Genomic DNA, 26,140 nt, shown 5'->3' with positions numbered 1-26,140 from the left:
GTGAACGGTGGGGAAACCGAATTACTCGGCTGCCGGTGCCTCTGCAGCAGCTTCCTCGGCAGCGGGTGCCTCGGTTGCCTCAGCGGCGGGTGCCTCGGTTGCCTCAGCAGCAGGTGCCTCGGTTGCGTCTGCGGCGGGTGCGTCTGCGTTGAGCAGTTCAACTTCCCACTCAGCGAGGGGCTCAGCAGCAGCTTCGCCAGCCTCGGGCTTCTGGTGACGCTCCATGAGGCCCTCGGCAACCGCGTCAGCGATCACGCGGGTGAGGAGTGCAACGGAGCGGATCGCGTCATCGTTACCCGGGATCGGGTAGGTGACCTCGTCGGGGTCGCAGTTCGTGTCAAGGATCGCAATGACGGGGATGCCCAGCTTGCGCGCCTCGTCGATTGCGAGGTGCTCCTTCTTGGTGTCGACGATCCAGAGCGCTGACGGCGTCTTGCCCATGTTGCGGATGCCGCCGAGCGACTTCTGCAGCTTGTCAAGCTCGCGCTTCTTGAGGAGGAGCTCCTTCTTGGTGAAGCCACTCGTGGTGCCCTCGAAGTCGAGCTGCTCGAGCTCCTTCATACGCTCGAGACGACCGGTAACGGTCTGGAAGTTGGTGAGCAGGCCACCGAGCCAACGCTGGTTCACGTAGGGCTGGTTGACGCGCGTTGCCTGCTCGGCAACGGCTTCCTGGGCCTGCTTCTTGGTGCCGACGAAGAGCACGTTGCCGCCGCGTGCGACGGTCTGCTTCACGAAGTCGTAGGCTGCATCGATGTAGGTCAGCGACTGCTGCAGATCGATGATGTAGATGCCCGAGCGCTCGGTGAAGATGAAGCGCTTCATCTTCGGGTTCCAGCGGCGGGTCTGGTGTCCGAAGTGGACGCCGCTGTCGAGCAGCTGGCGCATGGTAACGACGGCCATTGCCGTCCTCCTGTTCTGCGCACCCGTGCGGGCACGCGCTTGCGGTTATGTCGGTCGCGGATGCGACCAGATCCTGGTGCCCTCAGGCCTCGCCGCTTCGTTCGAGTGAATGAAGACCGATGGCGATGCGCTGATGAGCGGGCACGCGAAGTCACCTCTGTCGAGGTGCGTCGACAAGTCTAGCATCCGTGCGGGCCCGCCTGCGCGCACAGTGCGCGCGGGTTTTCGCGCTGCGCGGGATCCTGCCCCGTCGCTCACAGCCCAGGATTTTCTGTACCGCTTGCAACTTCTCCACACCGGGCCCGCTGCAGCGCCCGAGGCGCGGCGTGTCCGGGAGCCTGAGCGCATGACTCTCCCGCGAGACCCCCCATCACCATCCATTCTGACCGCGCCAACTCGGGAATTCACTGCATTCCGCGCACAACCGCGTGTCGGCCGTGTCCTTGCACACGCGACGCTCGTCGCCGTGCTTGCGTTCGGCTCCGTGGTTGGGCTGCCGGCCGCTGGCCACGGCAGTCCGCACCCGAGCACCGTGTCTCCGGACGATCCGTCGCGCGGAGACACACTGTGGCTCCCGCCCTTCGGGGCACCACTGCACGTGACCGGAGCGTATCGCCCGCCACCCTCGCCCTACACCGCCGGGCACCGTGGCATAGATATCCCCGCAGTGCCGGGGAGCGTCCTCGCCGCTCCCGCGCCCGGCACCGTCGAGTTTGTCGGAGTTGTCGTGGATCGGGGCACGCTGACGATCCGCGTCGACGCCGACACCGTCTACTCCTGGGAGCCGATAGCGAGCACGCTCAGCGTGGGCGATCAGCTTGTCGCGGGTGCGCCCCTGGGCACCGCGGCACGCGGCGGGCACTGCGCGACCGAGTGCGTCCACCTCGGAGTTCGCGTGCGGGGCGAGTATGTCTCGCCGCTCCGGTACCTCCTGGGCAGGCCGGTGCTGCTGCCGTGGGAGTAGCGTCGTCGCGTCTTAGGCGCGTGGATGGGCCTGCCGGTACCGTTCCGCGAGCCGCTCAGTGGAGACGTGCGTATACACCTGCGTGCTTGCGAGGCTGGAGTGGCCAAGCATCTCCTGCACAACCCGCAGGTCGGCGCCCCCGTTGAGCAAGTGGGTGGCAGCTGTGTGGCGCAGGGTGTGCGGTCCGCTCGGGCCACTCCCGGGTTCATCGGCGAGCTCTCGGGACACGAGTCGGTACACAGCGCTCGGGGTGAGCGGGCCTCCCTGATTGTTCAGGAAGAGCGGACTGTCCCGGTGCGTGGGTGTTTCGGAAGACGCCGCGGAAGATACTGAGCGCGCCGCGAGTACGGGGCGAGTGCGGGCAAGATAATCATCGAGCGCGCGGGCTGCGGGGGCACCAAAGGGCACAATCCGTTCTTTGTTGCCCTTACCCAGCACGCGCACGGTACGTTCGCGGCGGTCGAGCCCACCGGCGGTGAGGCCGCACAGCTCGGAGACGCGCAGCGCCGTGGCGTACAGCAGCTCGAGGACGGTGGAATCGCGCCCGGCCTCCGGGACGCCCGGACTATCAGGGGGCCCGGCCGCGGCGCGGCGGGCAACCCGTTCCAGGATCCGGCTGATCTGTTCGTCCCCGAGCACCCGCGGGAGTGCGCGCGGAGCTTTCGGGGTGCGTAGGCGTGAGGCAGGGTTTCCGGGGACCAGCCGGGTGCGTTCGAGCCAGCTGCCGAAAGATTTTAGGGTTGCGACGTTGCGGGCGAGCGTGCTCGCGGCAAGGCCGCGCTGTTGTCGGTCCCAGAGCCACGCGCGCATAAGTTCCAGCTCGCAGTCGGCGAGCTGGGCGCTGCCCATGCGCTCGGCGAAGTCGGCGAAGTCTCGCAGGTCGCGCTCGTACGCGCGCACCGTGTGCTCGGAATAGCCGTATTCGGCGCGCACGGCCGCGAGGAACGCCGCGGTAGCCGCTTCCAGGTGCATGCTCCTATTGTCGCCGGTGCAACGCCCATCGCGTCTCCCCCGTTCCCGGCGTTTCGTGGCGGGCCACGTGTCCGAGGAGCGCCAGCTCGGCGAGTGCGCCGCGCGCCTCAGCGATCCCGACGCCCGCGTGCTGAGCCACGCTCTCAGTCGTCCGCCCGCCACGGAGCGGCAGTGCGTCAACGATGCGGCGATGCAGCGCGGGTGGCCGATCCACCGCTGCGCTTGCATGTTCCTCCGCGAGCTCGTCAACCCCTGCTCGCGGCAATGACAGGAGTTCCCGGAGATCTTCTTCTCCGGTCACGAGTGCCGCACCGTAGTCGCGAATCAGCCGATGACACCCTGCCGATGCGGCACTCGTCACCGGGCCGGGCACCGCCCCGATGGGGCGCCCGAGCGTCGCGGCGTGGCCGGCGGTGTTCAGCGACCCCGAGCGCAGCCCGGCCTCGGTCACGAGCGTGGCCTGAGCGAGCGCGGCGATCAGCCGGTTGCGCTGTAAGAACCGCCATCGCGTCGGTGCGGCTCCGGGCATCATCTCGGAGCACACCAGCCCGGTCTCGCCGATTCGGGACAGGAGAGCGGTGTGGGCCCGAGGGTAGGCACGATCCGCCCCACCGGCGAGCACCGCAATCGTCGTCCGTGCTGCGGCGAGCGCGGTGCGGTGAGCGACGGCGTCGATTCCATATGCGCCGCCAGAAACCACGGTCGCACCGAGTGCCCCGGCGACGTCGGCGAGCTCCGCGGTGACGTGTGCGCCGTAGCCCGTGCAGGCGCGCGCCCCGACGATGGCGATTTGGGGGTCCGTGAGCCTCGCGGGGTCGCCCCGAACCCAGAGCACAAGTGGCGCGTGATCGCCGAGGTCCCCGAGCCCCGCGGGCCACTCCGCCGATGCGGGGGTGAGGAGCCGGAGGCCCGCGGCGATTCCCCGGTCGAGGTCTTCGAGGAGCTCTCGATAGCTGAGCCTGGGCTGCCAACGCGCCAGGCCCGACGCGACCACAGGGTCGGTGAGGTCGGCACCGGCCTCCCGCGCCTGGTCTGCGATTCGGCGGGCGCTGTGCCCTTCCCGGAGGAGCCGGAGCGCGACCTCTGCCCCCAGGCTCGCAATGAGTGCCCCCGCGGTCGCGTCACCGGGTTCACCGAGGCGTGCCCACACCACGCGGGCTGCGGTCTCGTCCGAAGACGCTTCGCTGAGCGCCGCTCCGCTATTCTGCGCAGGCCCCAAGAGCCTACCCAGGCGACCTCCGAGATCAGGGTCAGCGCCAATTCCCCTCCGGGGATCGATCATGGCGTGCTCCCGTTGCGGAGCAGAAGCGCATAGGCGAGGTCTGCGCGATCCGGAGTCTCGTGCCCGGCGAGATCGGCGACGCTCCAGGCCACACGCAACACCCGGTCGTAGCCGCGCAGTGTGAGTGCGCCGCGTGCCAAGGCCCGGTCGAGCACGGCGGTGTGCGCCCGCGGGAGTCGCTGTTTCGGAGCGCGAAGCCAGTGCCCGGGGACCTCGGCGTTCACCCGCCACGGCGTCCCCGCGAGGCGCACAGCAGACCGTTCTCGTGCCGTGGATACTCGAGCGCGCACCTCTGCACTCGTCGGGGCGACGTGTTCCGGGTCGGATCGAAGCACCTGCGACACCCGACGAAGCGTCAGCCGAACGTCAATGCGGTCGGCGAGCGGGCCCGAGATGCGCTGCTGGTACCGGATCCGCGCGCTCGGGGCACACCGGCACTCCTCCCCGGTCACGATCGAGTCCGCGTTGCCGCACGGGCACGGATTCGCGGCGAGCACCAGTTGCACGCGTGCGGGGAACCTGGCGCGCAGCTGGGATCGGTGAATCTCGACGCTGCCAGATTCGAGGGGCTGCCGGAGCGCATCGAGGGTGGCTCGCGGAAATTCGGGTGCCTCAGCAAGGAATGGAAAGTACACCTCGATTGGGTGCTCCCAGTGTAGCCGCCAGCGGGCTCAGAACCGGGCTGGTCGGCGGGCGAATCCTGGTCCGGCGCGGTCAGATTGGAGCATGAATATGCACACGATCCCGCCGTTGACGCCCTCCGCTGTCGAACAGTTGCGGACCCTTATCGAGTCAGCCGCCACCATCGAGTCACCGATGCGGGAGTGGGAAATATCGCTCGCGTGCGGTCACACGATTCGTTACCGGCAACACGCAACCCTCCATGCCCCGGACGCTCCAACCTGGCCGTGCGCCGACTGCGGTCACCGCTACCGAATCACCGGTTCAGTTCCTGTGAACGACATTCGGGAGCGGGCCCGGCGCTTCCGAGAAGCGCAGATTGAGCACCGACGCGCGCTCGACGAGGTGGCGAGATTGAAACGGCAGCTCGCGCGAGCGGAGCGGCGCGTCGCCGCCGCGCGGGCATCACTGTCCAGAGCGGAGAACGATGTTGAGCCGTTCAGCGGGACGTCCGCGACCCGGCGCGAGATCGATGTGCTGGATGAGCTGACGCAGTACCGTCCGGCGTGACTCGTTGTTCAGCGTCGTCCACACCGCGACGAGTCGCTCATGCGTGAGCGGTGCCGGGTGCTCGACCGTGAGAGCAACACGTTCATCGTTCAGATTCGCGATGCCCTCCTGCACGCGGGCGATCATCCCGGTGACGATCTGGTGAAGCCCACTACCGACAGTCAGTGAAGCCGCCCTGCCGTGAAGGGCATCGAGCTCCTCACCGGCAACCGTCAGCTCTGCGTCGACGCGGCCAACCGCCGCGACGTTCGCGCTCTCCACCTTTCTGTTGTGAGCATCAAGGCGGTCGCTGGAGAAGAACTCGAACAACCAGTCCACGACGAACTGCTCCGCAACAGGCGCAGTGATCGAGACCCCGCCCGTGCAGGTGCCTGCCCCGTGGCGGCGGTTCGCTTTGCATCGATACACGTATCGGACCACCCGGTGGCCGTCGGCGTCCGGCTTTTGTGGCTGCGCGACACCGGCCAGAGGGCTTCCGCACGGGCACCTCAGTAGCCCTGTGAGCAACCACGCGCGTGTCCCCCACCCATTCCGTGCGCCGGTGCTGCGTGATCGCAGGGCTGCTTGAATGCGGTGCCAGGTTGCCAGATCGCACACTGGTTCCTGGCCGATTACTGGCTCCCCGTCCGGGGTTCGGGCGATGTGGTCGAGCGGATCGACACTGACGCCTCGACGATGTGGCGGCAACTGGTGTTGCCGGTAGCCGACCATCCGGGGCGAGATCAACGCGGCACGCACCTTCTAATCGCTCACGAGCCCGCCCTCGGTGCCGGTGATCCCGTAGCGTGTCTGCCAGTGCACAGCGACTTCACGGAGGCCGGCCCCGGCGAGCACGAGGGCGACAGCATCCTTCAACGCCAGGTGTTCGACCGGGTGAGGCTCCAGACGCCGACCCGTCCGTCCAGCACTATCGGTGACTCGTTGTCCGGGTTGCCAGCCGAAAGGGCGACGTCCGCCGTTGATGAACCCCGCCTGCGCGGCGTGGCGTTTCGCGGCACGCTGACGCTCACTCATCGTGTCCGTCTCAGCCTCCGCCAACAACGCCTTCACCCCGGTCGAGAGTTTCGCGGCGGCGGTGACGCTGTTCAGTTCATCCGTGGAGTCCTGGTGCGACAGCAAGGTCACACCCTGCTGTTGGCATGAGGTCACCCATTCCAAGCAGCGCGAGGCGATCCGCAAGGTGCGGTCGAGTTTCCAGAACGCCACCGCCCGCACCCGGCCCGACGCGATCCCTGCATTCAGCGCGCGCCACCCCGCACGCTCCGTCCGCGCGTACGCGCTGGCGGAGTCTCGGTCGACGTACTCGCCCATCACTGTCCACCCGCCCTCTGCTGCGAGCTTGCGTGTCAGGTCGAGACGTTGCCGCTCAATCGCATCCCGCCCGTCACCGTGTGCACGCGAAAGCCGCAGATACAGAAACACCGGCCGGGTGCCGGGTAACGGCACCTCGGGTCCTGTCCACCGAAACGGTGGAGGCTTCGCCTGTGCGTGCGGGAGGAGGAGTGTCGTCATAGATGCCTAGTCAGGGAAAGGTGGTTCGTCACCCCACGCTCCCGTCCCGGCACGGTTCGCACGCCCGAACCCCGCGCTCGCACGCTGCGCGAACGGGCCGCTGATCGAGGCCGAGTGAGTGCTGCGGTAGATCACCCGGTCGCCCACCACGGTTCCTGCGTACCGGCCGGTGGAATCGAAGACCTTCTCGCCACGGATACGACCGACGTGGGTGCCCGAGGAACTGAACAGGTCATCGCCGCGACGCTTCAGCGGCCGACCGTTCTTCGTATACAAGTAGTCCATACGACGATCGTCGGCGCGACCACCGACATACACGCGGTGCCGTCAGTCTTCGAACGGGCTCACGACCGAATGCACACCATGCTCGGCACACACGAAACCGATCCGGAGATGCCCATCGGCTTTGAACGGCTCAGGCGGAAGATCACGGCCGCACTCAGCGCACGTGCGGTAGGCCAAATCGCCGTCTTGCTCCTCCATCATTCAAATGTAGATCGCCCCTCATGGTTCTAGCGATAGCTCAACGCTGCGCTCACGCCTGCCTCTCGCACCAATCCGCTGAGCTGAAAAAGCCGTTGATGGCCGGTCGGAAATGGCGACTTTGCGAACCCACTCGGCGCGTCGCGTGTTTTTCTTCCTCATTTGAGGGAGGATCATGAGCAACAGAGAGTTGGAGGTACCCGATGGTGACGCTACTACGAGCAGTCCCGGAGCCGCATGACGGCGACGCCGATGCGCTTCTTGCCGAGTTCGGCCTGAGCGTCGAGCTTCTCCATCAGGTGGCGAGGCCGGGACTAAGCAAGGCTCTGAACCGAACACGTGCGGCGAACCCTGGCGCCCAGTCCAACGACTTGTATCAAGACACGAGCGAGCAGTTGCGCCTTCGACTTAGCCGAACGGGTTGGGAGCCGGTGAGTGTGGATCAGCAGATTCGCACAGTTCACCCCGAGGGAAAGATGGCCATCGTCGTTGCGTCGGCAGATCATGTGGGCAGTATTGGGGGCGACCCGAAACGTGGACCCATCACGCGGCCGAAAGGTCCGGCAACCCACGGTGCGATCACAGCGAGCTTCCCGATCAGCACTGATGGCATGCTCAACATCCCCGAGCTGCCGCCGGCGAAACCACAATTCCAAGAACTCGCGAGAACAGCTCCGCTATGGATGTTGCTGCACGAGCTGACCATGACGGGCCTCCTGCTTGAACTGTCTCAGCCTGCCGGGTACCGCTCAGACGGGCGAGTTGACAAGTGGGGTCCGCGAATCGTGCTCCCCCAGCTGAACGCCCCCTCAGATACATCCATGTTCAGCGACGACGAGGGCGACGGCTTCGATATTCCTGTTCAGCCCCGTTGACCCCCAGCCATCTTCGGGTGGCGCTCACACACCTGAAAAATACGAAGAGAGGTGATGACACCCATGTTCGTCCCGGAACGACTCCGACTTGCGCGTCAGCGCCGGGGGCTCACCCTGACGAAGCTCTCGGAGATCAGTGGCATTTCAACGCGAACGCTGTCGAGCTACGAGAACGACGAGTACCACCCGCCGCAGGAGTCTCTCGATGCTCTCGCTGGTCACCTCAGCGTACTTCCAGAGTTTTTCCAACGAGAGTCGATCGACGTCCTCCCTCCGGAGACGGTGAGCTTCCGGAAGCTGAGCAAGACGACCGCTGCGAAGCGCGATGCCGCTCTCGCCGCGGCCACCATCACGCTGGAGTTCGCCGACTGGATACACAGCAAGTTCGTGCTGCCGAACCCGACAGTTCCGACGCTGGACAAGCTCGACCCCGAGACCGCGGCCGACGTGATCCGCACTCGTTGGGGGCTTGGTGTCAAACCGATCTCAAACATGGTGCACCTTCTCGAAGCACACGGCGTGCGCGTCTTCAACATCGCCGCCGAGTGCAGAGAGATTGACGCCTTCTCTTTCTATCGAGACGAAGTCCCCTACATCTTCCTGAGCACTGACAAGACCGGTGAGCGACAGCGCTTCGACGCCGCTCATGAGCTCGGTCACCTTGTGCTGCATAGCGATGGCGGTCAGGACCGTCCCCAAGGTCGAGCCAAGGAAGCCGAAGCCAATAGGTTCGCTGCCGCGCTACTCATGCCCGCGGATGGCGTCTTGTCACAGTCCATGCGAAACGCCACGTTAGATCGCATCCTTGCCGCACGATCGTACTGGCGCGTCTCTGCCATGGCAATGACTCACCGCCTGCGCGAGCTGGAACTCCTCACCGAGTGGATGTATCGCAGCACCTGCGTGACGCTGTCTGAGATGGGCTACCGCAAGGCGGAGCCCGGCGGGATAGTTCCGGAGACGTCCCAGGTTCTGCGCAAGGTGCTCTTTAACACCGAGGTGAAGTCCGCAACCCGACAAGCATCCGACTATCTACAAGTCCCACCGTCAGAGATCCGCAGCCACATCGCGGGCCTCGTGCCCACAGCGGCATGAAACAGTTGGCCCGTACTCAGGAGCGTGATACGCCGTGGCACAAACGAAGATCTTCTTCTCGGACTACTTCAACGTCGACCGAAGCGTCCTGGACCGCTACGGCGCGTTCGATGTCAACCTCGTAACCGACCTACCCCTGTTCGTCGACCCGTTCCTCCTCTTCAACAGCAAGAAGAAGCCGTATCAGGAACTCCACGAGCGCGTGGTCGAGTACCTGCGGTACTTGAAGCGCCTGTCGCAGACACCACAGACCAAGGCAACAATCAAGGACCTCTACCAGTTCTCCGAAGTGAAGCAGAACTGGCTCGGATATTGCGAGTTCGGTAACGAAGGCCGAGGCCCGGGCCCCCTCTTCGCGCGCGCCCTTCATGACTCGCTCAACTCGGTTCTGCGCAACTTCGGCGACGAGAACGTCACCAAGGGAACCCATCTGGAGAAGCTCAGCCTCCTCCAGCCACGGACCGGGCGCGACAGCATCAGCGACTTCACGACCAACCTCATCAAAGAGTTCCTACTCGACTACACCGAGACGTTCGCCAAGAAACACCTCGACGCGAGGCACTGCACGACATTTCACGTCAAACGCGTCGCGTTCAACTACGACACGCAAAGCTGGGAGTCTCGCAACTACTTCCTCCCGAAGCTTCGAGACGACTACGTCTTACTGACGCCACTGGACCTGCTGACCCACGATGAGAACTGGATCAACTACAAGGACATGGTGAGCCAATATCACCAGATCACCGAGTCTGTAGACAACGACGTCGCGCGCGACCGCATCAACCGCTACTTCCGCGGCCAGCTCGGAGACAAGCCCAAAGATTCCGATCTCAAGGCAGCAGCCGCAGCAACGCTCCGCAATTTTCCCGAGCTACTCGACCGCTACATCGCGATCCAGGAGGATCGCGGCGATCAAGCCTCCGCGATCAGCAAAGAGAAGCGCGACGAGATACTCGGGATCTTCGACACCACGCTTCGAGAGGCCGTCCGCGAACTATCAGCGAAGTCGAAGTTCTACGAAACCGGCTGGAACAGCTATGACGAAGCGTGCGAACGTGTGCTCATCTTCAAGCACTACGTCGAAGCACAGGATGGATACCGGCTGATCAACCGAAAAGGAACAGGTTTCGCCCGCGAGAGCGAAGTCCAGATATTCTTCGGACTGATCTGGGGACTCTCCGACTTCGATGTGAACCGCGAACCGAACAACGGACGCGGACCAGTCGACTTCAAAGTCAGCTACGGCTCAGGCGACAAATCTCTGATCGAGTTCAAACTCGCCAGCAACAAGAAGCTCGAACAGAACCTGCGCAACCAAGTCGAGGTCTACGAGGCAGCGAACCAGACGAACAAATCTCTGAAGGTCATCGTCTTCTACAGCGAGGCCGAAGAGAGTCGCGTGCGTGCGATCCTGCGAAAGCTCGATCTAGACAAGAACCCATCCGTCGTCCTGATTGACGCACGATCCGACAACAAGCCCTCAGCGTCGGTGGCCTGAGCGCACAGGCGATGCCGACGGCTAGTGGGGGGGTGCCGTGTAGGCGCGGCTCGGCATCGCGAAGTGCCTGCCTAGAACTATAGATGGCTTCCCAACCAGTAAAAGTTAATGGTTTCCATCACATCAACCATTTCCATGGTATGATTGTCTTATGGACAATAATTATCGCGGAGGATGGTAGCCGTGCGCCTGGGCGGATTGAGTGAAGTCGCAGACGAGCTGGGCGTCACGCCGCAACGCATCGCCGCATTGCGGCAGCGACCCGACTTCCCTGATGCTGTCGGAGAGATCGCCCAGGGGCCCATCTGGGATCTGGACGTCATCAAGGCATGGAACGGCTCGGGGTTGCGGCAGAAGAAGGCCGGGCGGCCGAAGACTGATCTGACGGTCAGGACTCTGGGTGGCCGGTTCATTCTGGAGCTCCCCGCGATCGGTAGCGGCGGCTTCGCGGACGTGTTCCGCGCGACCGACCGCAAGACCGGAGATGTCGTTGCGATCAAGGTGTTACGTGAGAGCGCGGCGGTAGATCCTGAGGTGATCAGTCGGTTCACAAGGGAGCTGCGGCTGCTTGAAGGCCTCAGGCACCCGAATGTGATTTCGGTGATCGCACAGGGCGAAACCGACAGTCAGGATGTCTGGTACGCGATGCCCCTGGCGCAGGGCAGTCTGGCTGATTTTATCGAAAAGGTCGACGGCAACCCGCCGTTGATCGTGGACATCATGCGTCAGATCTGCGCCGGCCTGGCATACATTCATGGCAACGGGGTCTATCACCGTGATCTGAAGCCCGCGAACGTGCTCCGGCTAGAGAGCGGTGAATGGGCGGTGTCCGATTTCGGACTGGCAGTCGAAGCTGAGCGGGAAACGACACCGTTGACCTCGACGCTTCGCGCTGGCATGGGCTCATGGGTGTACGCGGCACCGGAGCAGTGGACCCGAGCACGTAGCGCTGACCACCGTTCGGATGTCTACAGCCTGGGCAAGATGCTCCAGGAGCTGGTGACCCAGGAGTACCCGGTGAACACCGAGATGCCAGCAGGACCTCTGCGGCCCGTCGTCGAGCGTGCCACGGCGAACAGTCCCGCGAGCCGATACAGCTCGGTAGCGGAATTCCTTGAGGCGCTCGAGAGGACCCTGGGCACGCGCCAGGAGCATGATGCCTGGGAGTCGCGCGAACAGACCGCTGAACGACTCCGCGACAGGATGCTCAGCCCTTCGACCACCCCGGCGGACCTGATCGAGATGTTTGAGTGGGCGACGCTTCTCGATGAGTCGGACGACGATGACATGAAGGCGCTTACTCGCGTGCTGCCCTGGTGCACGTCGTCGTCCGTCGAGTTCCTCTGGAACCGGGACCGTGGCGCGTTCCGTCGCTTGTTCGAACGGTTCACGGACTACGTCAAACGGACCGGATTCTCGTTCGAGTACTGCGACGTGCTGGCGAACTTCATGCGCCGCACCGTCGACGTCGTCAGTGACTCCAGCGTCCTGCGCATGGCGGTCGCTGCCCTCGCTGTCCTCGGCCCCGAGCACAACCGATGGCATGTGCGAGACGTGCTGGTCTCGGTGCTGCAGGACGTCAAGTTGGAGGAGATGTCGATGGCGGCGATCGAAGGTTTGCGCTCAGTGGGCCGCGATCAGGTTGGCTGGTCAATCACCGATTTCACGGTACGCACGCTGCCGCCAGCGATCCGTGCCGGGATCGCGGACTGGGTGAGCGAGGCAGGCTGATGGCTCCTCGTGCGAGACCACGGAAGGTGGTGATGACATGACCAAAGGCAAGAGCGCCGCATCGCGCGGCCACGCGCGCAGCGCCGTCTCGGGTCGCTTCGTGAAGCTCAACTACGCGAAGCGGAACCCGAGAACGACGGTGGTTCACAAGAAGAAGGGCTGAGCGGCTGAGACTTCGTGTGACACCGAGCGGGGCCGCCTTGGCGGGCGGTCCCGCTCCCAGCATAGACACCAACCCACAACCACAATGTTCGGAGCAGCAAGTGAAGATCGACCAGTACGCAATCGTGCAACCCTCGGTTGCCGGCAACCCCGATCTGCGGGAACCCCAGATCCTCGCCTACCAAGCGATCGAGAACCATGACTTCCAAGGAGCGGACGCCCGCGAAGTGTCGGTAGTCCTGCCCGTTGGTTGCGGCAAGTCCGGACTCCTCGCGCTGGCACCCTTCGCCGCGAAGTCGAAGCGAACGCTGCTCGTCGCCCCCAACCTGAAGATCGCCGACCAGCTGCTGGGTGATCTAACCCCGAGCAACCCGAAATACTTCTACACGAAACGAAGGGTGCTCGACGACGGGCCCTTCCCGGAGCCAGCCGAAATCCGCGGGGCCTCCAGCAACGTCAGCGACCTCGAAGAAGCCGACATCGTCGTCACCAACATCCAGCAGCTGCAGCGCGAGAACAACAAGTGGCTGGCGAAACTCCCCGGCGACTTCTTCGACTTGATCCTGTTCGACGAGGGCCACCACAACGTGGCCGAGAGCTGGGACGTGCTGCGACGCAAGTTCCCGGACGCCCGCATCCTGAACGTGAGCGCCACTCCGGCCCGAGCCGACGGGAAGGTGATGACCGGGGAGGTCATCTACAGTTACCCGATCTCCAAGGCCGTCGAGAAGGGCTACGTCAAACGCATCAACGGCTACCGGCTCAACCCGACAACACTCCACTACGTGCGCCATGAAGGCGGCGCGGAGGTTGAGGTGACCCTCGACGAAGTACGCCGCCTCGGCGAAGAGGACGCCGGTTTCCGCCGCAGCATCGTCAGCTCCGAGGCCACCCTCACCACCATCGCCGAGGCATCCATCCGCAAGCTGCGCGAGATGCGCGAAACGACCGGTCAGCCGCGTTTGAAAATCATCGCTTCGGCGCTGAACATGGAGCACTGCAAGCAGGTCGTCGCGAAGTACCGCGAGCTCGGACTGCGCGCCGACTTCGTACACAGCCAACTCGCCGGGAAGGCGAACGAACGCATCCACGAGAAGCTCGAGAACCACGAACTCGACGTCATCGTGCAAGTACGCAAACTCGGCGAAGGCTTCGACCACCCCTACCTCAGCGTCGCCGCGGTGTTCAGCATTTTTAGCAACCTCGGACCGTTTATGCAGTTCGTCGGACGGATCATGCGGGTAATCCCTGGCGTGGATCCGTTCGACCCGGTCAATGACGGCGTTGTCGTATTCCACGTAGGAGGGAACATCACCGGCGTTTGGACCGATTTCCAGCAGTTCGCTGAAGCAGACCAAGATTTCTTCGCGAACCTAATCGACGAGCACCTCATCGAACCCACGACCACCCGTGAGCCCGGTGCCGGAGGCACCGGAAGCAGCCCACTTCCGGTGATCACCAGCCAGGACGATGTCCTCCTAGAAAATCTCACACTAATCAACGCCGACCCGGCGATCGCCGCGGCGCTGGCAGTGCTCAAGGACGCGGGCATCACTGGTGAGCAGTTCGACCGACTGCAACGCATCACACCCACCAAGCAAGCCACCCGCAAGGCAAAGCGGACTCTCCTCGATGACCTGGTCAAGACCGAGGTGGGCAGGTTCTTCGCCAAGCATGGCCTCAAACCGGTGGGCAGAGATCTCGACAAGAGCAGGGAGAACTTCAAGGTCGTGAAGTCTTCGATCGATCTCCAGATTAAGAAGCTGGTCCCCAGCGGAGCCACCTCGCGCAGCGAGTACACGGCAGCCGACCTGGACTCCCTGATCGCACAGCTTCCTCAGATCGTCACGACTGTCGAAGAGGAGCTGCGCCGTGGGTAGTCAGCGATCGCTCCTCAAATCAGTTTCGCCAGGCACTGCCGGTAGACGGCACTACTGCAAAGGAAACAAGAAGCACGTCATCGTCAAAGGCGATCGTATCCTGGTCATCAAAATCGAACGCGACCGCTTCCACTACTGCCTCGACTGCGCGGGGAAGTTCATCGCCACCGCACGCACGAACCTCGCGGAACTCGAAACCGAGTTGCAGGCGACTTCATGATGCCCCAACCCCACTCCAACCGCGTTAGTACCGCTCACCTTGGTAGGCCTCCGTGTGAGCCAAACGCTCGAGCATGGATTCGCCTGTGATCTGAGCACGGAGAGCATGGATGCTGTTATCAGCGGACTCTCGCATGATCTCTGCCAAGACTATGACGTTGCTCAGATCGACCCCCATGGGAATAGACCCATCAGGATTCGCTGCCGCCGGAGGCTGGCGGAAGACCTGCAAAGCAGGGGCTGAGGAGACAAATAGCGCAGTGCCATGGGCATTGTTGACCAGCCGCGCCAAAGCAGCCTCCACCGTAGCAATCGAGAGTGTCTTATCTGCGCTTGCCCAAGCGTCGAACCGACGATCCAATGACGGGTGCCCTGCCCACTTGTTGCGAAGGTGACGGACATACTTCAACGGGGCGTGGCGGTCAGAATTGATGTCAGTTTGCAGATCGCGCAGGCGATCCAGCTCGGTAGTGGACGCGTTGGCGTCGGTCAGGTGCCGCTTCATACGTTGATGGGCTGTGGGCAATGACGCGGTCCGACTGTTCTCGGGATCGTTGCCCGCCAGTCCGCCGTCATTTAGCGCGGCGATGTCGAGCACAGCCATACGCATTAATCGGCTGTTGATGTCAGTGATAGCCCGACCAACTCGATCGTCGTTCTCGAGCAAATCGCTGAAGTACTGCCTAGACCGCTTTGCCAGGTAGAAGCTCTGGACCGCTTGAATCACTGTGGTCCCTAGAAGTGCCGACATCTGTGTCCACGGAGTCTCCGCATCCGCACTTGTTCTCACCGCAGCATGTGTGGCTGGGGCGCCCTCGAATGTCGGCAGAACTGAATCTGCATACTCGGATTCGAACGGCGATAGCTTCATTACTCAATCCAAGCATCAAAAGCAGCCCGACTTAGCACCGTCGTTCTGAGAGCTCCGCTAGGAGCGACCTCTCATGGCGTTGGTCGAAGATCCTCTGGGAGGTCGTCGAGATTGATGCGGCCACCCCGTTTCGCGAGGCCGATCGCGTTCGCCGGCATCAGATGAGCGTCGGCCGGATGATGAAACACGAACCTGAACGCGTGCATCACCGTGTTGACGTTGAAGGCCTGGAGCGAGACAGGGTCACCCTCGCGACTGAAATCGAAGTGGCCCTCGACAACTTCTTGATCCACAGGCGTCAGCCGCAAGGGGATGGGAGTCCGGAACATTACGAGCGCGAGTTCGCGCGTCAATGGGAAGAGCAATGCCCAGGAGTTCTCGAGTCCCAGCCCCACGTTCTGACTCTCTCGTGGGTTCGGAATCGGAGTGAGCGGCTCGTCGGACGTGATGAGTGATGGCTGATCGAATTTGACCAGCTCCCAAGGGCGGTCAAGTAGGTGCCCCACGAGTGCGGGAACCAGGGTCGAGATCTGCCGGATGTGGACGGCCGAAGAGACGAGCGCGGGCACCTCTCCGTTCGCGAAGTCGACGCCTTCCGGGGCGCCGGGTAGTGAGAGGATGCGTTCGAGTTCAGCGGGGTCGTCGGTCGCCAGCTCGCGCAGGATGGCGGCGATGGCGTGGTGCATCTGTCGCCGGTGACTCTGTACACGGAGGAACTGCAGCGTCATGAACTGTGCGAACGCGTAACGATCGCTGACGCTCAGGGGCCAGGAGCCCTCGGAAATCGACCGCAGAATCCCGGTTGCAACGCCCTCTGCTTCCGAGAGTGCAGCTTCGAAGGCACCCGGGTCGGTCGGATGGTCCTGGACCCTGTAGAAGTGCGACTCAGCCGTCGCGTTCACGACGTTGGCGTTGTGCTCGCTGCCATCTCGGATGTTGACCGCGTGGAGCATCTTCCCACCAGCGAAACCCTCGAGATAGAACTTCGGCACGGTGTGATGCCGCTTTGGCTTGCCAGACATGTCACTCCTCGCGATGAACAACCTCGTTTCAGCTCGTTCGTCGAGGCTCTCTGTTCAAGCTAGCCTTTCCAGGTCGCCACCCGGACAGTGATCTGGCTCATATCCGGGAGAGATACGAGCAGTCCCACCTCGTGGATGCCACTGCTGCTATCGCTTGGCGGCGACCGCACATAGGCTGACCCTCGTCGATACTGCTCGGAAGCAAATCCGTCCCACAACAGTTCCGTGTAGGGCTTCGGTTCCCATCCGCGATTCGCAGCCCTCTACGCCGCCAGGGAGCAGTCGGCTTGGCGTCTCAGACCCCTCACGGAAGATCCGGCTGTCAGGCAGGAGCGATGAGTCCGGTTTCGTAGGCGGTGATAACGAGATGGGTTCGGTCGCGGGCGTGGAGCTTGGCGAGGAGGTTGCCGATGTGGGTCTTGACCGTCTTGATCGAGATGGTCAGTGTGGAGGCGATCTCGTCGTTCGAGAGCCCACGTGCCACAAGCAGGAGCACTTCCGTCTCGCGGTCGGTTAGCCGGTCCAGTCGTCGTTCGGGCGCCGGCGGGCGGCTGGTGTAGTGCTCGATGAGTCTGGTCAGGATCGCTGGCGCGAACAGCGACTCTCCGCTGTGAGTGCGGCGGATCGCGTCAAGAAGGTGATCGGGCTGCGCGTCTTTGAGGAGGAATCCACTCGCCCCGGCGCGCAGCGCACCGTAGACGTATTCGTCCAGTTCGAACATGCTGAGCACGAGTACACGACAACTGGACAGAGCTGGGTCGCTGGTGATGGTGCGGGTCGCTTCGATGCCATCGCCGCCGGGCATCCGAATGTCCATCAGGATCACATCTGGGACGAGCTCGCGGGCGAGACGGGAGGCTTCCTCCCCCGTGCCGGCCTCCGCCCCGACCGTGAGGTCGGTTGTGCTGTTGATGAGGACGGCGAGGCTGTATCGCAGCAGGGGTTGGTCGTCGGCGATCAGCACGCGCACCCGAGGCCGAGCAATCTCGGCCGTCATATGTGCACCACGTCGGGAATGCGAGCGGTGACATGAAATCCGTTGCCCCGAGGTTCGGCGTCGAGCGTGCCGCCGAGGGCGGTGACACGCTCGCGCAGTCCGTCAAGACCGTGCCCGGCTCCTGCCTGCGGCTGCCACGACGTGCGCTGCCCGGAATCCTGCACCTCGACGAAAACCGTCCCCCCGTCGCGGTGGACGCCGACGCGAGCGCTGGTCGGGCCGGCGTGACGGATTGTGTTGTGCAAGGCCTCTCGGACGACGGCGCAGACGGTGAGCTGGACCCCCGGCGATACATCACCGAGCTCCTCGACGCCGAGCGTGGCGGTCAGGCCGGCGGTGTTCGCGTGTTGCACGATCGCGGGAAGATCGGCGAGGGTGTCGGCGGGCCGGAGCGGTGCGGTGTCCGGATCGCGCAGGACGATAAGCATGCGGCGCAGCTCTGTCGTGGTCTCCCGGCTGACCCGTTCAATATCTGTGAGCGCTTCCGCACGCTCAGGATCACCGTCCGGGCTGGTGACGGTGCGGGCGACGGCTGCGCGAACCGTGATGAGGCCGAGACCGTGCGAGACCAGATCGTGCAGGTCCGATGCGATGCGCAGCCGCTCGGTCTGCCTCGCCCGCTCCCCTGCCCACGACGCGAGCTCCTCCTCGTATCGTCGGCGCTGCCTTCTGGTGCGATCGAACGCCCAACCGATCACTGACACCGCCACCGCGCCAGCAACAGCGACCGCCGCCCAAGCCGACGCCGGGCGATCAACTCCCACGAACGAAAGGATTCCAGCGAGGACGGCAAGGAGCATGGCGGCGACGAGCCAGGCACGGGAGCGCCACGTCGGCCGGTCGATATTCATCACTCAAGTCTAGATTCGGGGCCCCACGCGAACATCGGACCTGGGTCTGAGGGACCGGAGACCGAGCACGACCCTGCCCAGGTCCGATGACGATGGGGACGCGGACTGTTGGCATGGAGGAATGCTGACAATCGATAGCCTCACCAAACGCCACGGCTCCCGAACCGTGCTCTCCGACGTGACCTTCCAAGCGCACCCCGGCCGAGTCACCGGATTCCTGGGACCAAACGGGGCGGGCAAGTCTTCAACGCTGCGCGTGCTGCTCGGCCTAGACCGCCCCACCCTAGGCACGGCACTTGTCAACGGGCAGCCGTATCGAAACCTGCGCGATCCATTGCGCACAGTCGGGTCGATGCTCGACGGCTCCGGTGCGCACCCGTCCCGCTCTGCCCGTAATCACCTGGCCTGGGTCGCACGCAGCAACGGCATCCCCAAGACTCGGGTGAACGCCGCACTCGAACAGGTCGGTCTCGGAAGCGCCGCCCGCACCCGCGTCGGCAAGTTCTCCCTCGGCATGGGCCAACGCCTCGGACTCGCCGCCGCACTCCTCGGGGAACCCAGCGCTCTGGTACTGGACGAGCCCGTGAACGGGCTTGACCCGGAGGGCATCCGATGGATACGCGGTCTGCTTCGTGGCCATGCGGATGCTGGCGGGACGGTCCTGCTCTCCAGTCATCTGATGAGCGAGGTCGCCGAAATCGCAGACGACCTCGTCGTCATCGCCGGCGGCCGAATCGTGAAGACCGGCACGGTCGCGGAAGTAACCAGAGGATACGCAACATTGGAAGACGCCTTCTTCGGACTAACCGGCGACGCGGCAGGACAGCCCCAATGAGCTTCCTCCGCATAACCCTCACGGAACTGCGAAAGACCGCAACCCTCCCCGGAGCGTGGGCCGGAATGGCGGTGGCCGTTCTCGGGTCGGTGGCCCTCACGGTGCTCAACGCGGTCACTGTCCGAAGCGCCGTCACATCCGGGCACCCGGACCGGGTCGCGGACACCTCACCGTTCGAGACCGCGTTCGCGATGATGCCCCTCGGAACAGTCGGCGCGGTCGTGATCGGTGTCATCGCGATGAGCAGCGAATACACCGCCGTCCGCACCGACGCCGGTGGTGGCAGACAGATCACCACCACCCTCACCGCCTTACCCGGACGCCTTCGACTACTGACCGCCAAAGCACTATCGGTGATGGTGCTCGTCGCGACGATAGCGCTCGTCACGGTGCCGCTCAGTGTCCTCGTCGCGAACGTGATCATCGGTGACGCCGGGACAGAGATCGTTTCCCTAGACCACGCGGTTCGCCGTTGGGCAGGAGGTGCGCTCTACTGGATTCTCATGGGCCTGATCGCGTTCGCGATCACTGTGCTCGCCCGCAGCGGGATCATCCCGCTCATCATCCTCATCGCCAACAGCTCTGTCGTGTCGGTCTCACTGCTGCTGACCAACCTCACCCCGGCCGCCCATTGGCTTCCCGACATGGCCGGCCGCAATCTCTTCGGTTTTCCCGCAGACTCCGTCGTCCCCGGAGGCCTCGATCCGACCCCCGGAGCCATCGTCATGGCCGGGTGGGCGCTCGCCCTTCTCATCGTCGCGGGCATTGTGTTCCGACGCAGGGACGCGTAAGCACTCGATGACACTCCCACGCGTCATCTCCGCCGAGCTGATCAAGCTCCGCACGCTCCCCGTCATCGCCGCAACCGTGTTCGCAACGATCGGCACCGCGATCACGCTCTCCGCAGCGATCGCCGCATCCTCCACCGTTGCGATCAGTGGTGTGCAGGTGACCCGCGCGACCATCCCGTTCGTTCAGATCGGCGTCATCCTGCTCGGTGTGCTCGCCGTCGCCACCGAGTACCAGGGTGGCCAGATCCGCACCACCCTCACCGCGACACCCCGTCGGCTGAGCACCCTTACCGGAAAGAGCCTCGCCTTCCTTGTGACGGCAGTGGTCACCAGCGGAGTCGCGGTGGGCGCAGGCTGGGTCACGGCCACGATCACCCTGTCCGTTCGTCACCTCGCCGCCGCGGGCGAAGCGAGTCTGTGGCCGATAGTGGGTGTAGCCGTCTATCTCGCCCTCATCGGGTCACTCGCGTTCGCCTTGACCGTGCTGCTGCGCTCGCTGATCCCACCCCTGGTAACGATGCTCAGCCTCGTCCTCATCGTCTCTCCCCTCGCCAGCGGCCTCACAGAGCACACACGCTGGCTCCCCGACAAAGCCGGAAGTCTGCTCTATCTCACGGACACAGATGCGGTGCTCGACGCAGGGACCGGCGGACTCATCCTCCTCGCATGGATCATCGCCATCAGCATCGCCGCGAGCACAACATTCACACGACGCGACGCCTGAACTCCGGCGGCATCGGTGGGAATGACTTACCGCGTGCGACAACCGGGTAGACCCTCGCGATGCCGCTGTAGCGCTTCGGTTCCTATCAGCAAGGAATGGAAACTACACCCCGATTTGTGCTGCCATTCTATCCGCCCACCGCGGCGCAATACGTACGACATTCGATGTGTCCGGTGTCGATGGAATTGCGCATGCACCGTCTGCGCAGGTGGCTTCCTGGTCATTCGCCTCGGACGGTCTGGGCTCGGGCGAGAGGAAGACGAGCAGTTCGCGGCTCATGCGTTCGCGGCCTTCTGTAGGGCGTCGAGGTAGGTCTGCACGGGCTGCGCTCCGGAGATGCCCCAGGTGCCATTGATCACGTAGAGCGGCACACCGCTCGCGCCGAGCGCTTGAAGTCTTTCGCTGTCTCGAGTGACGGCGTCTTGGTATCTGCGGTCGGTGAGTACCTCGCGGACCAGGTCAGGGTCGAGGCCAATTTCTTGGGCTAGGTCGATGAGTTCATCGACATGACCGATATGTCTTCCCTCGGTGAAGTAGGCCGCGAACAGTCGGCGGGTCAACGCAGCGCGGTGACCCGCCGTGTCGGCATAGTGGAGGAGTTCGAGTGCGAGGCGAGAGTTCGTCGGGCGGGTGAGATCGGGTCGATAGCTGACGCCTTCTGCGCGGGCGAGTTCCGCGAGTTGGGCGTTAACGGTGTCGATGCGTTCGCGGTTCGCTCCAGCGTGCTGTGCGATCTGCTGCTCCTTGTTGATCTCGATGGGGGCATCCGGGCGGAGCTCGAAAGACCGGTAGCTCACCTCGACTTCACCGTCGAACAGGGCGACCGCTTTCTCGAACCGGGGATGCGCGACAAAGCACCACACGCACTGCGGATCGGACCAGATCTCGACGTGCACGGGCTTTGATGACGCAGTGGCCATGAGTGATTCCTTTCGTGAAGCGGGTGATCAGTTCTCGTGCTGAGCAGCCGGGAACTCGTTGGCCTCTTCTGCCTGAGTATCAGTGCCCTCCGGGTGCTCTGCGGGTGTGTTCTTGGGGCCGCGGAAGAGAACGAAGATCACCAGGATGCTCATGACTGCGACGCCGACCCACGTGGCGTGTTGCCATCCGGCGATGAATGCTCCGTTCGCAGCGGTGAGGATCTGTTCCGCGTATGCCCCTGCCTCCTGGCTGATCGCGGTGGCGTTGGCGATGCCTTCGCGAGCGGTTGCCGCGAGTTCTTCAGGCACGCCGGTGAGGTGTCCTGCGATGGCGTTCTGATATCCGGCGACCAGGAGACCTCCGAGGAGTGCGATACCGAGTGCTGCGCCGAGTTCTCGGGTGAGGTCGTTCAGGGCGGATGCAACGCCCTGCTGTTCGCGGGGCAGGGATGAGGTGATGGCTTCGGTGGAGGGTGTCATCGCGAGGCCTGCGCCGAGGCCCATCGCGATCAGTCCGGGGAGCACACTGAGGTAGCCGCCGTCGGCGGAGACGAGTCCGGCCATGAGTGCGAGGCCGACGGTGGCGATGGTGAGGCCTGCGACCATGGTGGCGCGGGCTCCGATTCGTGCGACGAGGCGCGGTGCGAGACCGGAGGCGAGCATCATGAGCAGCGCCATGGGCATCATGGCCAAGGTGGAAAGCAGTCCGCTCCATCCGAGTACGACCTGGAAGAACGGGTACAGCACCAGCGAGACCCCGCCTTGCACACCGAACAACACCAGCAGCAGCGTGGTGCCCGACGAGAGGCCACGGGTGCGGAAGTGCCGGACGTCCAGCAGCGGGAACGGCGTGCGCAGCTCCCACGCGATGAATCCGGCTGTGGCGAGCACGGCTGCGATGAGCGGGATCAGCACGGTCGAGTCTGTCCACCCTAGCGAGGGGGCCTCGTGCAGGGCGAAGGTGAAGCCAACGGTTGCGACGATCGAGGTCAGGGCTCCGAACGCGTCGAACCGTCCGGCTGTCTTCTCTCGCGAGTTAGGGATTGCGCGCGTGCCGATGAGCAGCGCCGCGATGGTGAGCACGATGGGCAGGGCGAACAGCCACCGCCATGAGGCCACGTCGACGAGCAGTGCGGAGAGGTACATGCCGAGGACGCCGCCGCCGCCGGCGACCGCGGTCCACATCCCGATCGCCTTCGAGCGTTCCTGATCCGGGAAGGACGAGGTGATCACGGAGAGGGTGACGGGCATGATCAGCGCCGCCCCGATCCCGCTGAGCAGGCGGGCCGCCAGCATGACCTCCATGACCGGGGCAACGGCTGCGGCAACATTCGCGATGCCGAAGACGAGTAGGCCCACGATGAAGACTGGCTTGCGTCCGACGCGGTCGCCCAATGCCCCAAGTGGGAGCAGGAGTGCTGCGAGCGTGAGGGTGTAGGTGTTGATGATCCACAGCACCTGCCCTTGGGAAGCGTCGAACTCCGTGGCGAGTTGCGGCTGGGCGACATTCAGGCCGGATACCGAGGCGACGACGGCCATGAGGGCGATACAGACGGCCCAGAGAATGGCCCGCCTGCGGCGTGGGTCGTCGATAACGGGCGCGGCATCTGCTGCGCCGGGATGCGTGGTGGAAGCCATAGGGCTGTGTTCCTTTCAGGGATGTGTGCCGCCTGCCGGAGGTGTGCGGGCAGCGTGAAACTGCGCCAAGGTCGTCTGACCTGCGCGAGCCGAAAAGTGTGTGGTGGTTAGGCGGTCCGGTGTGCGCGAACGATGACGTCACGCAGCTGCACCGGGGCGCCGCCGGGGTGCACGGTGCGCGCGTGTTCGTATGCCGCGTCGATCTGCCACTGCGGTGAATCGAACAGGCTTGTGATCGCTTCGAGCGTTGCCGACGCGTTCTCCGGGTGCCCGTGATGATCACCGTGCTGGTGATCGTGGAGGTGCCCGACGATCAAGAGCGTGCCGCCGGGGGCGACCCAGGAAGCGATGCGCCGGTAGAACGGGAGTTGCCCGATGTCAGGATGGGCGTAGCTCGTGACGACAAGGTCCCACGTGCGCTCTGGTTCCCACCGCGCCAGATCTGCCTCGACCCAATCGATCGGCGTGATCACATCGGTAGTCGCTGCGCGGGCTTGTGCGGTTGTCAGTGCAGTCGGGGAGATGTCGGCGGCTGTGACCTGCCAGCCCTGCTCGGCGAGCCAGATCGCTTCCGCTCCCGTCCCGCACCCTGCATCCAAGGCCCCGCCCGGGTGCAGGTACGCAGTCTCGGTGGCCAGGTAGGGGTTGGCCAGGAGCTCGCGCTCACCGCTCGACGCAGCGGGATCCCAGTGGGCCTCCCAGTAGTCCTTATCGAACTCGGCCATCACACACCAACCCGAGCACGATCGTCTGCGACAGCGCGATCTGCACGGGCGAACACCATCTCGGTGTTGATCGTCATCGCCACCCGCGCACCATTCGATGCCGACTCACTCACCTGCATCGCAGGATTCACAACATTGCCCGCCGCCCACACACCCGGTACCGACGTGTGCCCGGCCGCATCGGCGATCACGGCGACACCCATCGCGTTCGTAGCGACATCCAACCCCAGGCCTTCCAGGCCATCGAGGCGTGCATGAGTCTTGGCGGGAACAGCCAGTGCGTCGAGTTCGACCCTTGACCCGTCTTCCATGAGCGCCGCGGTGAGGCGATCATCAACCACCTCGATGCCGCTCGCCGTTCCGGGGGCGACCGTGATCCCGAGCGCCCGCACCTTCTCGAGTTGCTCTGTAGGGAAGTCGAGGCCGTTCGGGAAGAACGTCATCCGATCAGTCCACTGGTGGAACAGCAGGGCCTGCATCGCCGACATCGGCCCGGTCGCGAGCAGTCCGATCCGCTGATCGCGAATCTCCCACCCGTGACAGTACGGGCAGTGCACTACGTCGCGGCCCCACCGCTCGGCAAGACCGGGAATCGCGGGAAGCTCATCTTGAACGCCGGTCGCGATCAGCACCTGGTCCGCATGAATCGTCGAGCCGTCATCAAGTGCAGCCGCGAAACCATTGTCGGCAGAGCCTGACGCGTGCTGCACGTTTGCCTGCACGATGCGAGCACCATAGGAGACGGCTTCATTGCGTCCCGTTTCAAGAAGCACGAGAGGGTTTACGCCCTCCTGACCCAGGAGCCCATGTGCCGCGGACGCAGGAGCGTTCCGAGGTTCGCCACCGTCGATCACCACGACACCGCGACGCGCACGCGCCAGGATCAGTGCCGCGCTCAGCCCCGCCGCGCCACCCCCGATAATCGCGACGTCGTAGACCTGGTTGTTCGTGGCGCTCATGGTATTCCCCTCCTGGGCACTCGTGATGTCTGTACCAGAATGGCCCACAGGATTACGCCTGGCAATCATCCTTGCCGAATGGCAAAATCAGGGTATGAGCGAACACGATGACCAGACCCTCGACACCGTAGGGCTCCGCCTGAAGCACCTCAGATTGCGCCGCGACATCACCCTGTCGACCCTTGCCGATGAGACCGGCATCTCCACGAGCACCCTCTCGCGCCTCGAAGCCGGACTGCGGCGACCGACCCTGGAACAGTTGCTGCCGCTGGCCCGCTACTACGGCGTCACCCTCGACTCCCTCGTCGATGCCCCCCGCACCGCGAACCCCCGTATCGATCTGCGGCCCATGTCGTGCGCCGATGGGTCGATCGTCATCCCGCTCACCAGACGCCCCGGAGGAATCCAGGCATTCAAATTCGTCCTCCCCACGGGCAGCGACGATGCAGTACCAGACCTGCATTCCCATGAGGGCTTCGACTGGGCCTATGTACTCAACGGCACCCTGCGCCTCGTGCTCGGCGATCAAGATCTGCTCCTTCAAGCAGGCGAAGCAGCCGAGTTCGACACCCGCACTCCGCACTGGTTCGGAGCCACCAGCGCCGGCCCTGTCGAATACCTCAGCCTCGTCGGCAGACAAGGGCAACGCGCCCACGTACGCGCAACCGACACCGAACACCAGCGCTGACCCTCAACGAGCAACGGAGTCGAGGAGACCTTCTCTCCGCCTTCAGTGTCCCGCACCCCAAGCGCGCCAGGCCTACAGGACGATGTCGATCAGAGTGACGACCGCCAGTGACGCACGCGGAGATTTGCTCACCTCGACCACGATCAGCGACGCCGCTTCCGTGTTGCCCCGCGACCACCCGGAATCCGGGGCCTCATTCGTCGTTGTAGCGCTTCGGTTCTTATCAGCAAGGAATGGAAAGTACACCCAATTCGTGCAGCCAGTCTAGCCAACGGTCTTGGCGAGGCACGACGAATCTGGATTGTCAGTCGCGGTCAGATATTCTGATGGTGGTTGGAGGTGAGTGTTGTGGAGA

At 64.1% G+C, this 26,140-nt stretch carries 27 protein-coding genes; 12 read left to right on the top strand and 15 right to left on the bottom strand.

What is annotated here, in order from left to right:
- Positions 1-21: 21 nt before the first annotated feature.
- Complete coding sequence (rpsB, locus tag FM113_RS13805) at positions 22-900, bottom strand: 30S ribosomal protein S2 (RefSeq protein ID WP_087015400.1); 879 nt, start codon at positions 898-900, stop codon at positions 22-24.
- A gap of 346 nt (positions 901-1,246) precedes the next feature.
- Between rpsB and FM113_RS13800 the strand changes: the two genes are divergently transcribed.
- The gene (locus FM113_RS13800; protein WP_176387240.1) at positions 1,247-1,864 is read left to right on the top strand and encodes a M23 family metallopeptidase; all 618 of its coding nucleotides are present in this window, start codon (positions 1,247-1,249) and stop codon (positions 1,862-1,864) included.
- Between the two features lie 12 nt (positions 1,865-1,876).
- On the opposite strand, the gene FM113_RS13795 is transcribed toward FM113_RS13800, so the two are convergent.
- From FM113_RS13795 to FM113_RS13775, 6 genes are all read right to left on the bottom strand, one after another.
- Entirely contained in the window at positions 1,877-2,836 is a 960-nt protein-coding gene (locus FM113_RS13795) for a tyrosine recombinase XerC (protein ID WP_087015398.1), read from the bottom strand.
- A 4-nt stretch (positions 2,837-2,840) separates the two neighbouring features.
- Positions 2,841-4,118, bottom strand: a complete 1,278-nt coding sequence (gene dprA / locus FM113_RS13790; RefSeq protein WP_087015397.1) for a DNA-processing protein DprA — start codon at positions 4,116-4,118, stop codon at positions 2,841-2,843.
- Complete coding sequence (locus FM113_RS13785; RefSeq protein ID WP_254909018.1) at positions 4,115-4,753, bottom strand: ATP-binding protein; 639 nt, start codon at positions 4,751-4,753, stop codon at positions 4,115-4,117. Before FM113_RS13785 ends, dprA begins: the two co-directional genes overlap by 4 nt.
- Before the next feature lie 451 nt (positions 4,754-5,204).
- The gene (locus FM113_RS18305) at positions 5,205-6,020 is read right to left on the bottom strand and encodes a zinc ribbon domain-containing protein (RefSeq protein WP_254909025.1); all 816 of its coding nucleotides are present in this window, start codon (positions 6,018-6,020) and stop codon (positions 5,205-5,207) included.
- 30 nt (positions 6,021-6,050) lie between these two features.
- Positions 6,051-6,821, bottom strand: coding sequence for a recombinase family protein (locus tag FM113_RS18300; RefSeq protein ID WP_217896017.1), 771 nt, complete (start codon positions 6,819-6,821; stop codon positions 6,051-6,053).
- A gap of 6 nt (positions 6,822-6,827) precedes the next feature.
- Positions 6,828-7,106, bottom strand: coding sequence for a hypothetical protein (locus FM113_RS13775; RefSeq protein WP_087015395.1), 279 nt, complete (start codon positions 7,104-7,106; stop codon positions 6,828-6,830).
- Positions 7,107-7,741: 635 nt separating this feature from the next.
- Between FM113_RS13775 and FM113_RS13770 the strand changes: the two genes are divergently transcribed.
- The 7 genes from FM113_RS13770 to FM113_RS13745 all read left to right on the top strand — a co-directional run bounded on the left by FM113_RS13770 (position 7,742) and on the right by FM113_RS13745 (position 14,765).
- Positions 7,742-8,179, top strand: coding sequence for a hypothetical protein (locus FM113_RS13770; protein ID WP_087015394.1), 438 nt, complete (start codon positions 7,742-7,744; stop codon positions 8,177-8,179).
- 54 nt (positions 8,180-8,233) lie between these two features.
- Positions 8,234-9,274, top strand: a complete 1,041-nt coding sequence (locus FM113_RS13765) for an XRE family transcriptional regulator (RefSeq protein WP_254909017.1) — start codon at positions 8,234-8,236, stop codon at positions 9,272-9,274.
- Positions 9,275-9,308: 34 nt separating this feature from the next.
- Positions 9,309-10,772, top strand: coding sequence for a hypothetical protein (locus FM113_RS13760; protein WP_087015393.1), 1,464 nt, complete (start codon positions 9,309-9,311; stop codon positions 10,770-10,772).
- Positions 10,773-10,946: 174 nt separating this feature from the next.
- Positions 10,947-12,503 (top strand): serine/threonine-protein kinase, encoded by a 1,557-nt coding sequence (locus tag FM113_RS13755; RefSeq protein ID WP_217896016.1) that lies wholly within the window; start codon positions 10,947-10,949, stop codon positions 12,501-12,503.
- A 37-nt stretch (positions 12,504-12,540) separates the two neighbouring features.
- Positions 12,541-12,666 carry a hypothetical protein gene (locus tag FM113_RS18510; protein WP_254909016.1) on the top strand — a complete coding sequence of 42 codons (126 nt, stop codon included), beginning with the start codon at positions 12,541-12,543 and terminating at the stop codon, positions 12,664-12,666.
- A 100-nt stretch (positions 12,667-12,766) separates the two neighbouring features.
- Positions 12,767-14,545: a DEAD/DEAH box helicase gene (locus FM113_RS13750; RefSeq protein ID WP_087015391.1), complete on the top strand. Its 1,779-nt coding sequence runs from the start codon at positions 12,767-12,769 to the stop codon at positions 14,543-14,545.
- Positions 14,538-14,765, top strand: coding sequence for a hypothetical protein (locus FM113_RS13745; RefSeq protein WP_087015390.1), 228 nt, complete (start codon positions 14,538-14,540; stop codon positions 14,763-14,765). The genes FM113_RS13750 and FM113_RS13745 overlap by 8 nt, the downstream gene beginning before the upstream one ends.
- Before the next feature lie 24 nt (positions 14,766-14,789).
- Here FM113_RS13745 and FM113_RS13740 read toward each other — a convergent pair whose 3' ends face one another.
- The 4 genes from FM113_RS13740 to FM113_RS13725 form a co-directional block, all read right to left on the bottom strand.
- Positions 14,790-15,491, bottom strand: coding sequence for a hypothetical protein (locus tag FM113_RS13740; protein WP_140393375.1), 702 nt, complete (start codon positions 15,489-15,491; stop codon positions 14,790-14,792).
- Between the two features lie 215 nt (positions 15,492-15,706).
- A complete protein-coding gene (locus tag FM113_RS13735) occupies positions 15,707-16,657 on the bottom strand; it encodes a DUF4238 domain-containing protein (RefSeq protein WP_087015388.1) in 951 nt (316 codons plus the stop codon).
- A gap of 322 nt (positions 16,658-16,979) precedes the next feature.
- Positions 16,980-17,654, bottom strand: coding sequence for a response regulator transcription factor (locus FM113_RS13730; RefSeq protein WP_087015387.1), 675 nt, complete (start codon positions 17,652-17,654; stop codon positions 16,980-16,982).
- Positions 17,651-18,505 carry a sensor histidine kinase gene (locus FM113_RS13725; RefSeq protein WP_087015386.1) on the bottom strand — a complete coding sequence of 285 codons (855 nt, stop codon included), beginning with the start codon at positions 18,503-18,505 and terminating at the stop codon, positions 17,651-17,653. Before FM113_RS13725 ends, FM113_RS13730 begins: the two co-directional genes overlap by 4 nt.
- 121 nt (positions 18,506-18,626) lie before the next feature.
- Between FM113_RS13725 and FM113_RS13720 the strand changes: the two genes are divergently transcribed.
- Genes FM113_RS13720 through FM113_RS13710 form a run of 3 tightly spaced genes read left to right on the top strand, consistent with a single transcriptional unit; the run spans position 18,627 to position 20,855 of the window.
- On the top strand, positions 18,627-19,340 hold the full coding sequence (locus tag FM113_RS13720; RefSeq protein WP_087015385.1) for an ABC transporter ATP-binding protein: 714 nt from the start codon (positions 18,627-18,629) through the stop codon (positions 19,338-19,340).
- On the top strand, positions 19,337-20,131 hold the full coding sequence (locus tag FM113_RS13715; RefSeq protein ID WP_087015384.1) for an ABC transporter permease: 795 nt from the start codon (positions 19,337-19,339) through the stop codon (positions 20,129-20,131). The genes FM113_RS13720 and FM113_RS13715 overlap by 4 nt, the downstream gene beginning before the upstream one ends.
- A 7-nt stretch (positions 20,132-20,138) precedes the next feature.
- Positions 20,139-20,855, top strand: coding sequence for a hypothetical protein (locus FM113_RS13710; protein ID WP_087015383.1), 717 nt, complete (start codon positions 20,139-20,141; stop codon positions 20,853-20,855).
- Positions 20,856-21,130: 275 nt separating this feature from the next.
- Here the strand turns inward: FM113_RS13710 and FM113_RS13705 are convergent, their stop codons facing one another.
- From FM113_RS13705 to FM113_RS13690, 4 genes are all read right to left on the bottom strand, one after another.
- On the bottom strand, positions 21,131-21,775 hold the full coding sequence (locus FM113_RS13705) for a DsbA family protein (RefSeq protein WP_087015382.1): 645 nt from the start codon (positions 21,773-21,775) through the stop codon (positions 21,131-21,133).
- Between the two features lie 27 nt (positions 21,776-21,802).
- On the bottom strand, positions 21,803-23,413 hold the full coding sequence (locus tag FM113_RS13700; protein ID WP_087015381.1) for an MFS transporter: 1,611 nt from the start codon (positions 23,411-23,413) through the stop codon (positions 21,803-21,805).
- Between the two features lie 107 nt (positions 23,414-23,520).
- Positions 23,521-24,138, bottom strand: coding sequence for a bifunctional 2-polyprenyl-6-hydroxyphenol methylase/3-demethylubiquinol 3-O-methyltransferase UbiG (locus tag FM113_RS13695; protein WP_087015380.1), 618 nt, complete (start codon positions 24,136-24,138; stop codon positions 23,521-23,523).
- Positions 24,138-25,097 (bottom strand): NAD(P)/FAD-dependent oxidoreductase, encoded by a 960-nt coding sequence (locus tag FM113_RS13690; RefSeq protein WP_087015379.1) that lies wholly within the window; start codon positions 25,095-25,097, stop codon positions 24,138-24,140. Before FM113_RS13690 ends, FM113_RS13695 begins: the two co-directional genes overlap by 1 nt.
- Positions 25,098-25,191: 94 nt before the next feature.
- Here FM113_RS13690 and FM113_RS13685 point away from each other — a divergent pair, with 94 nt between their 5' ends.
- On the top strand, positions 25,192-25,785 hold the full coding sequence (locus FM113_RS13685) for a helix-turn-helix domain-containing protein (protein WP_087015442.1): 594 nt from the start codon (positions 25,192-25,194) through the stop codon (positions 25,783-25,785).
- Positions 25,786-26,140: the final 355 nt, after the last annotated feature.

This window comes from Leucobacter sp. 7(1) (assembly GCF_900163635.1).
In the GTDB taxonomy this organism is placed as follows: Bacteria; Actinomycetota; Actinomycetes; order Actinomycetales; family Microbacteriaceae; genus Leucobacter.
This window is presented reverse-complemented; position numbering and strand designations above follow the sequence as displayed.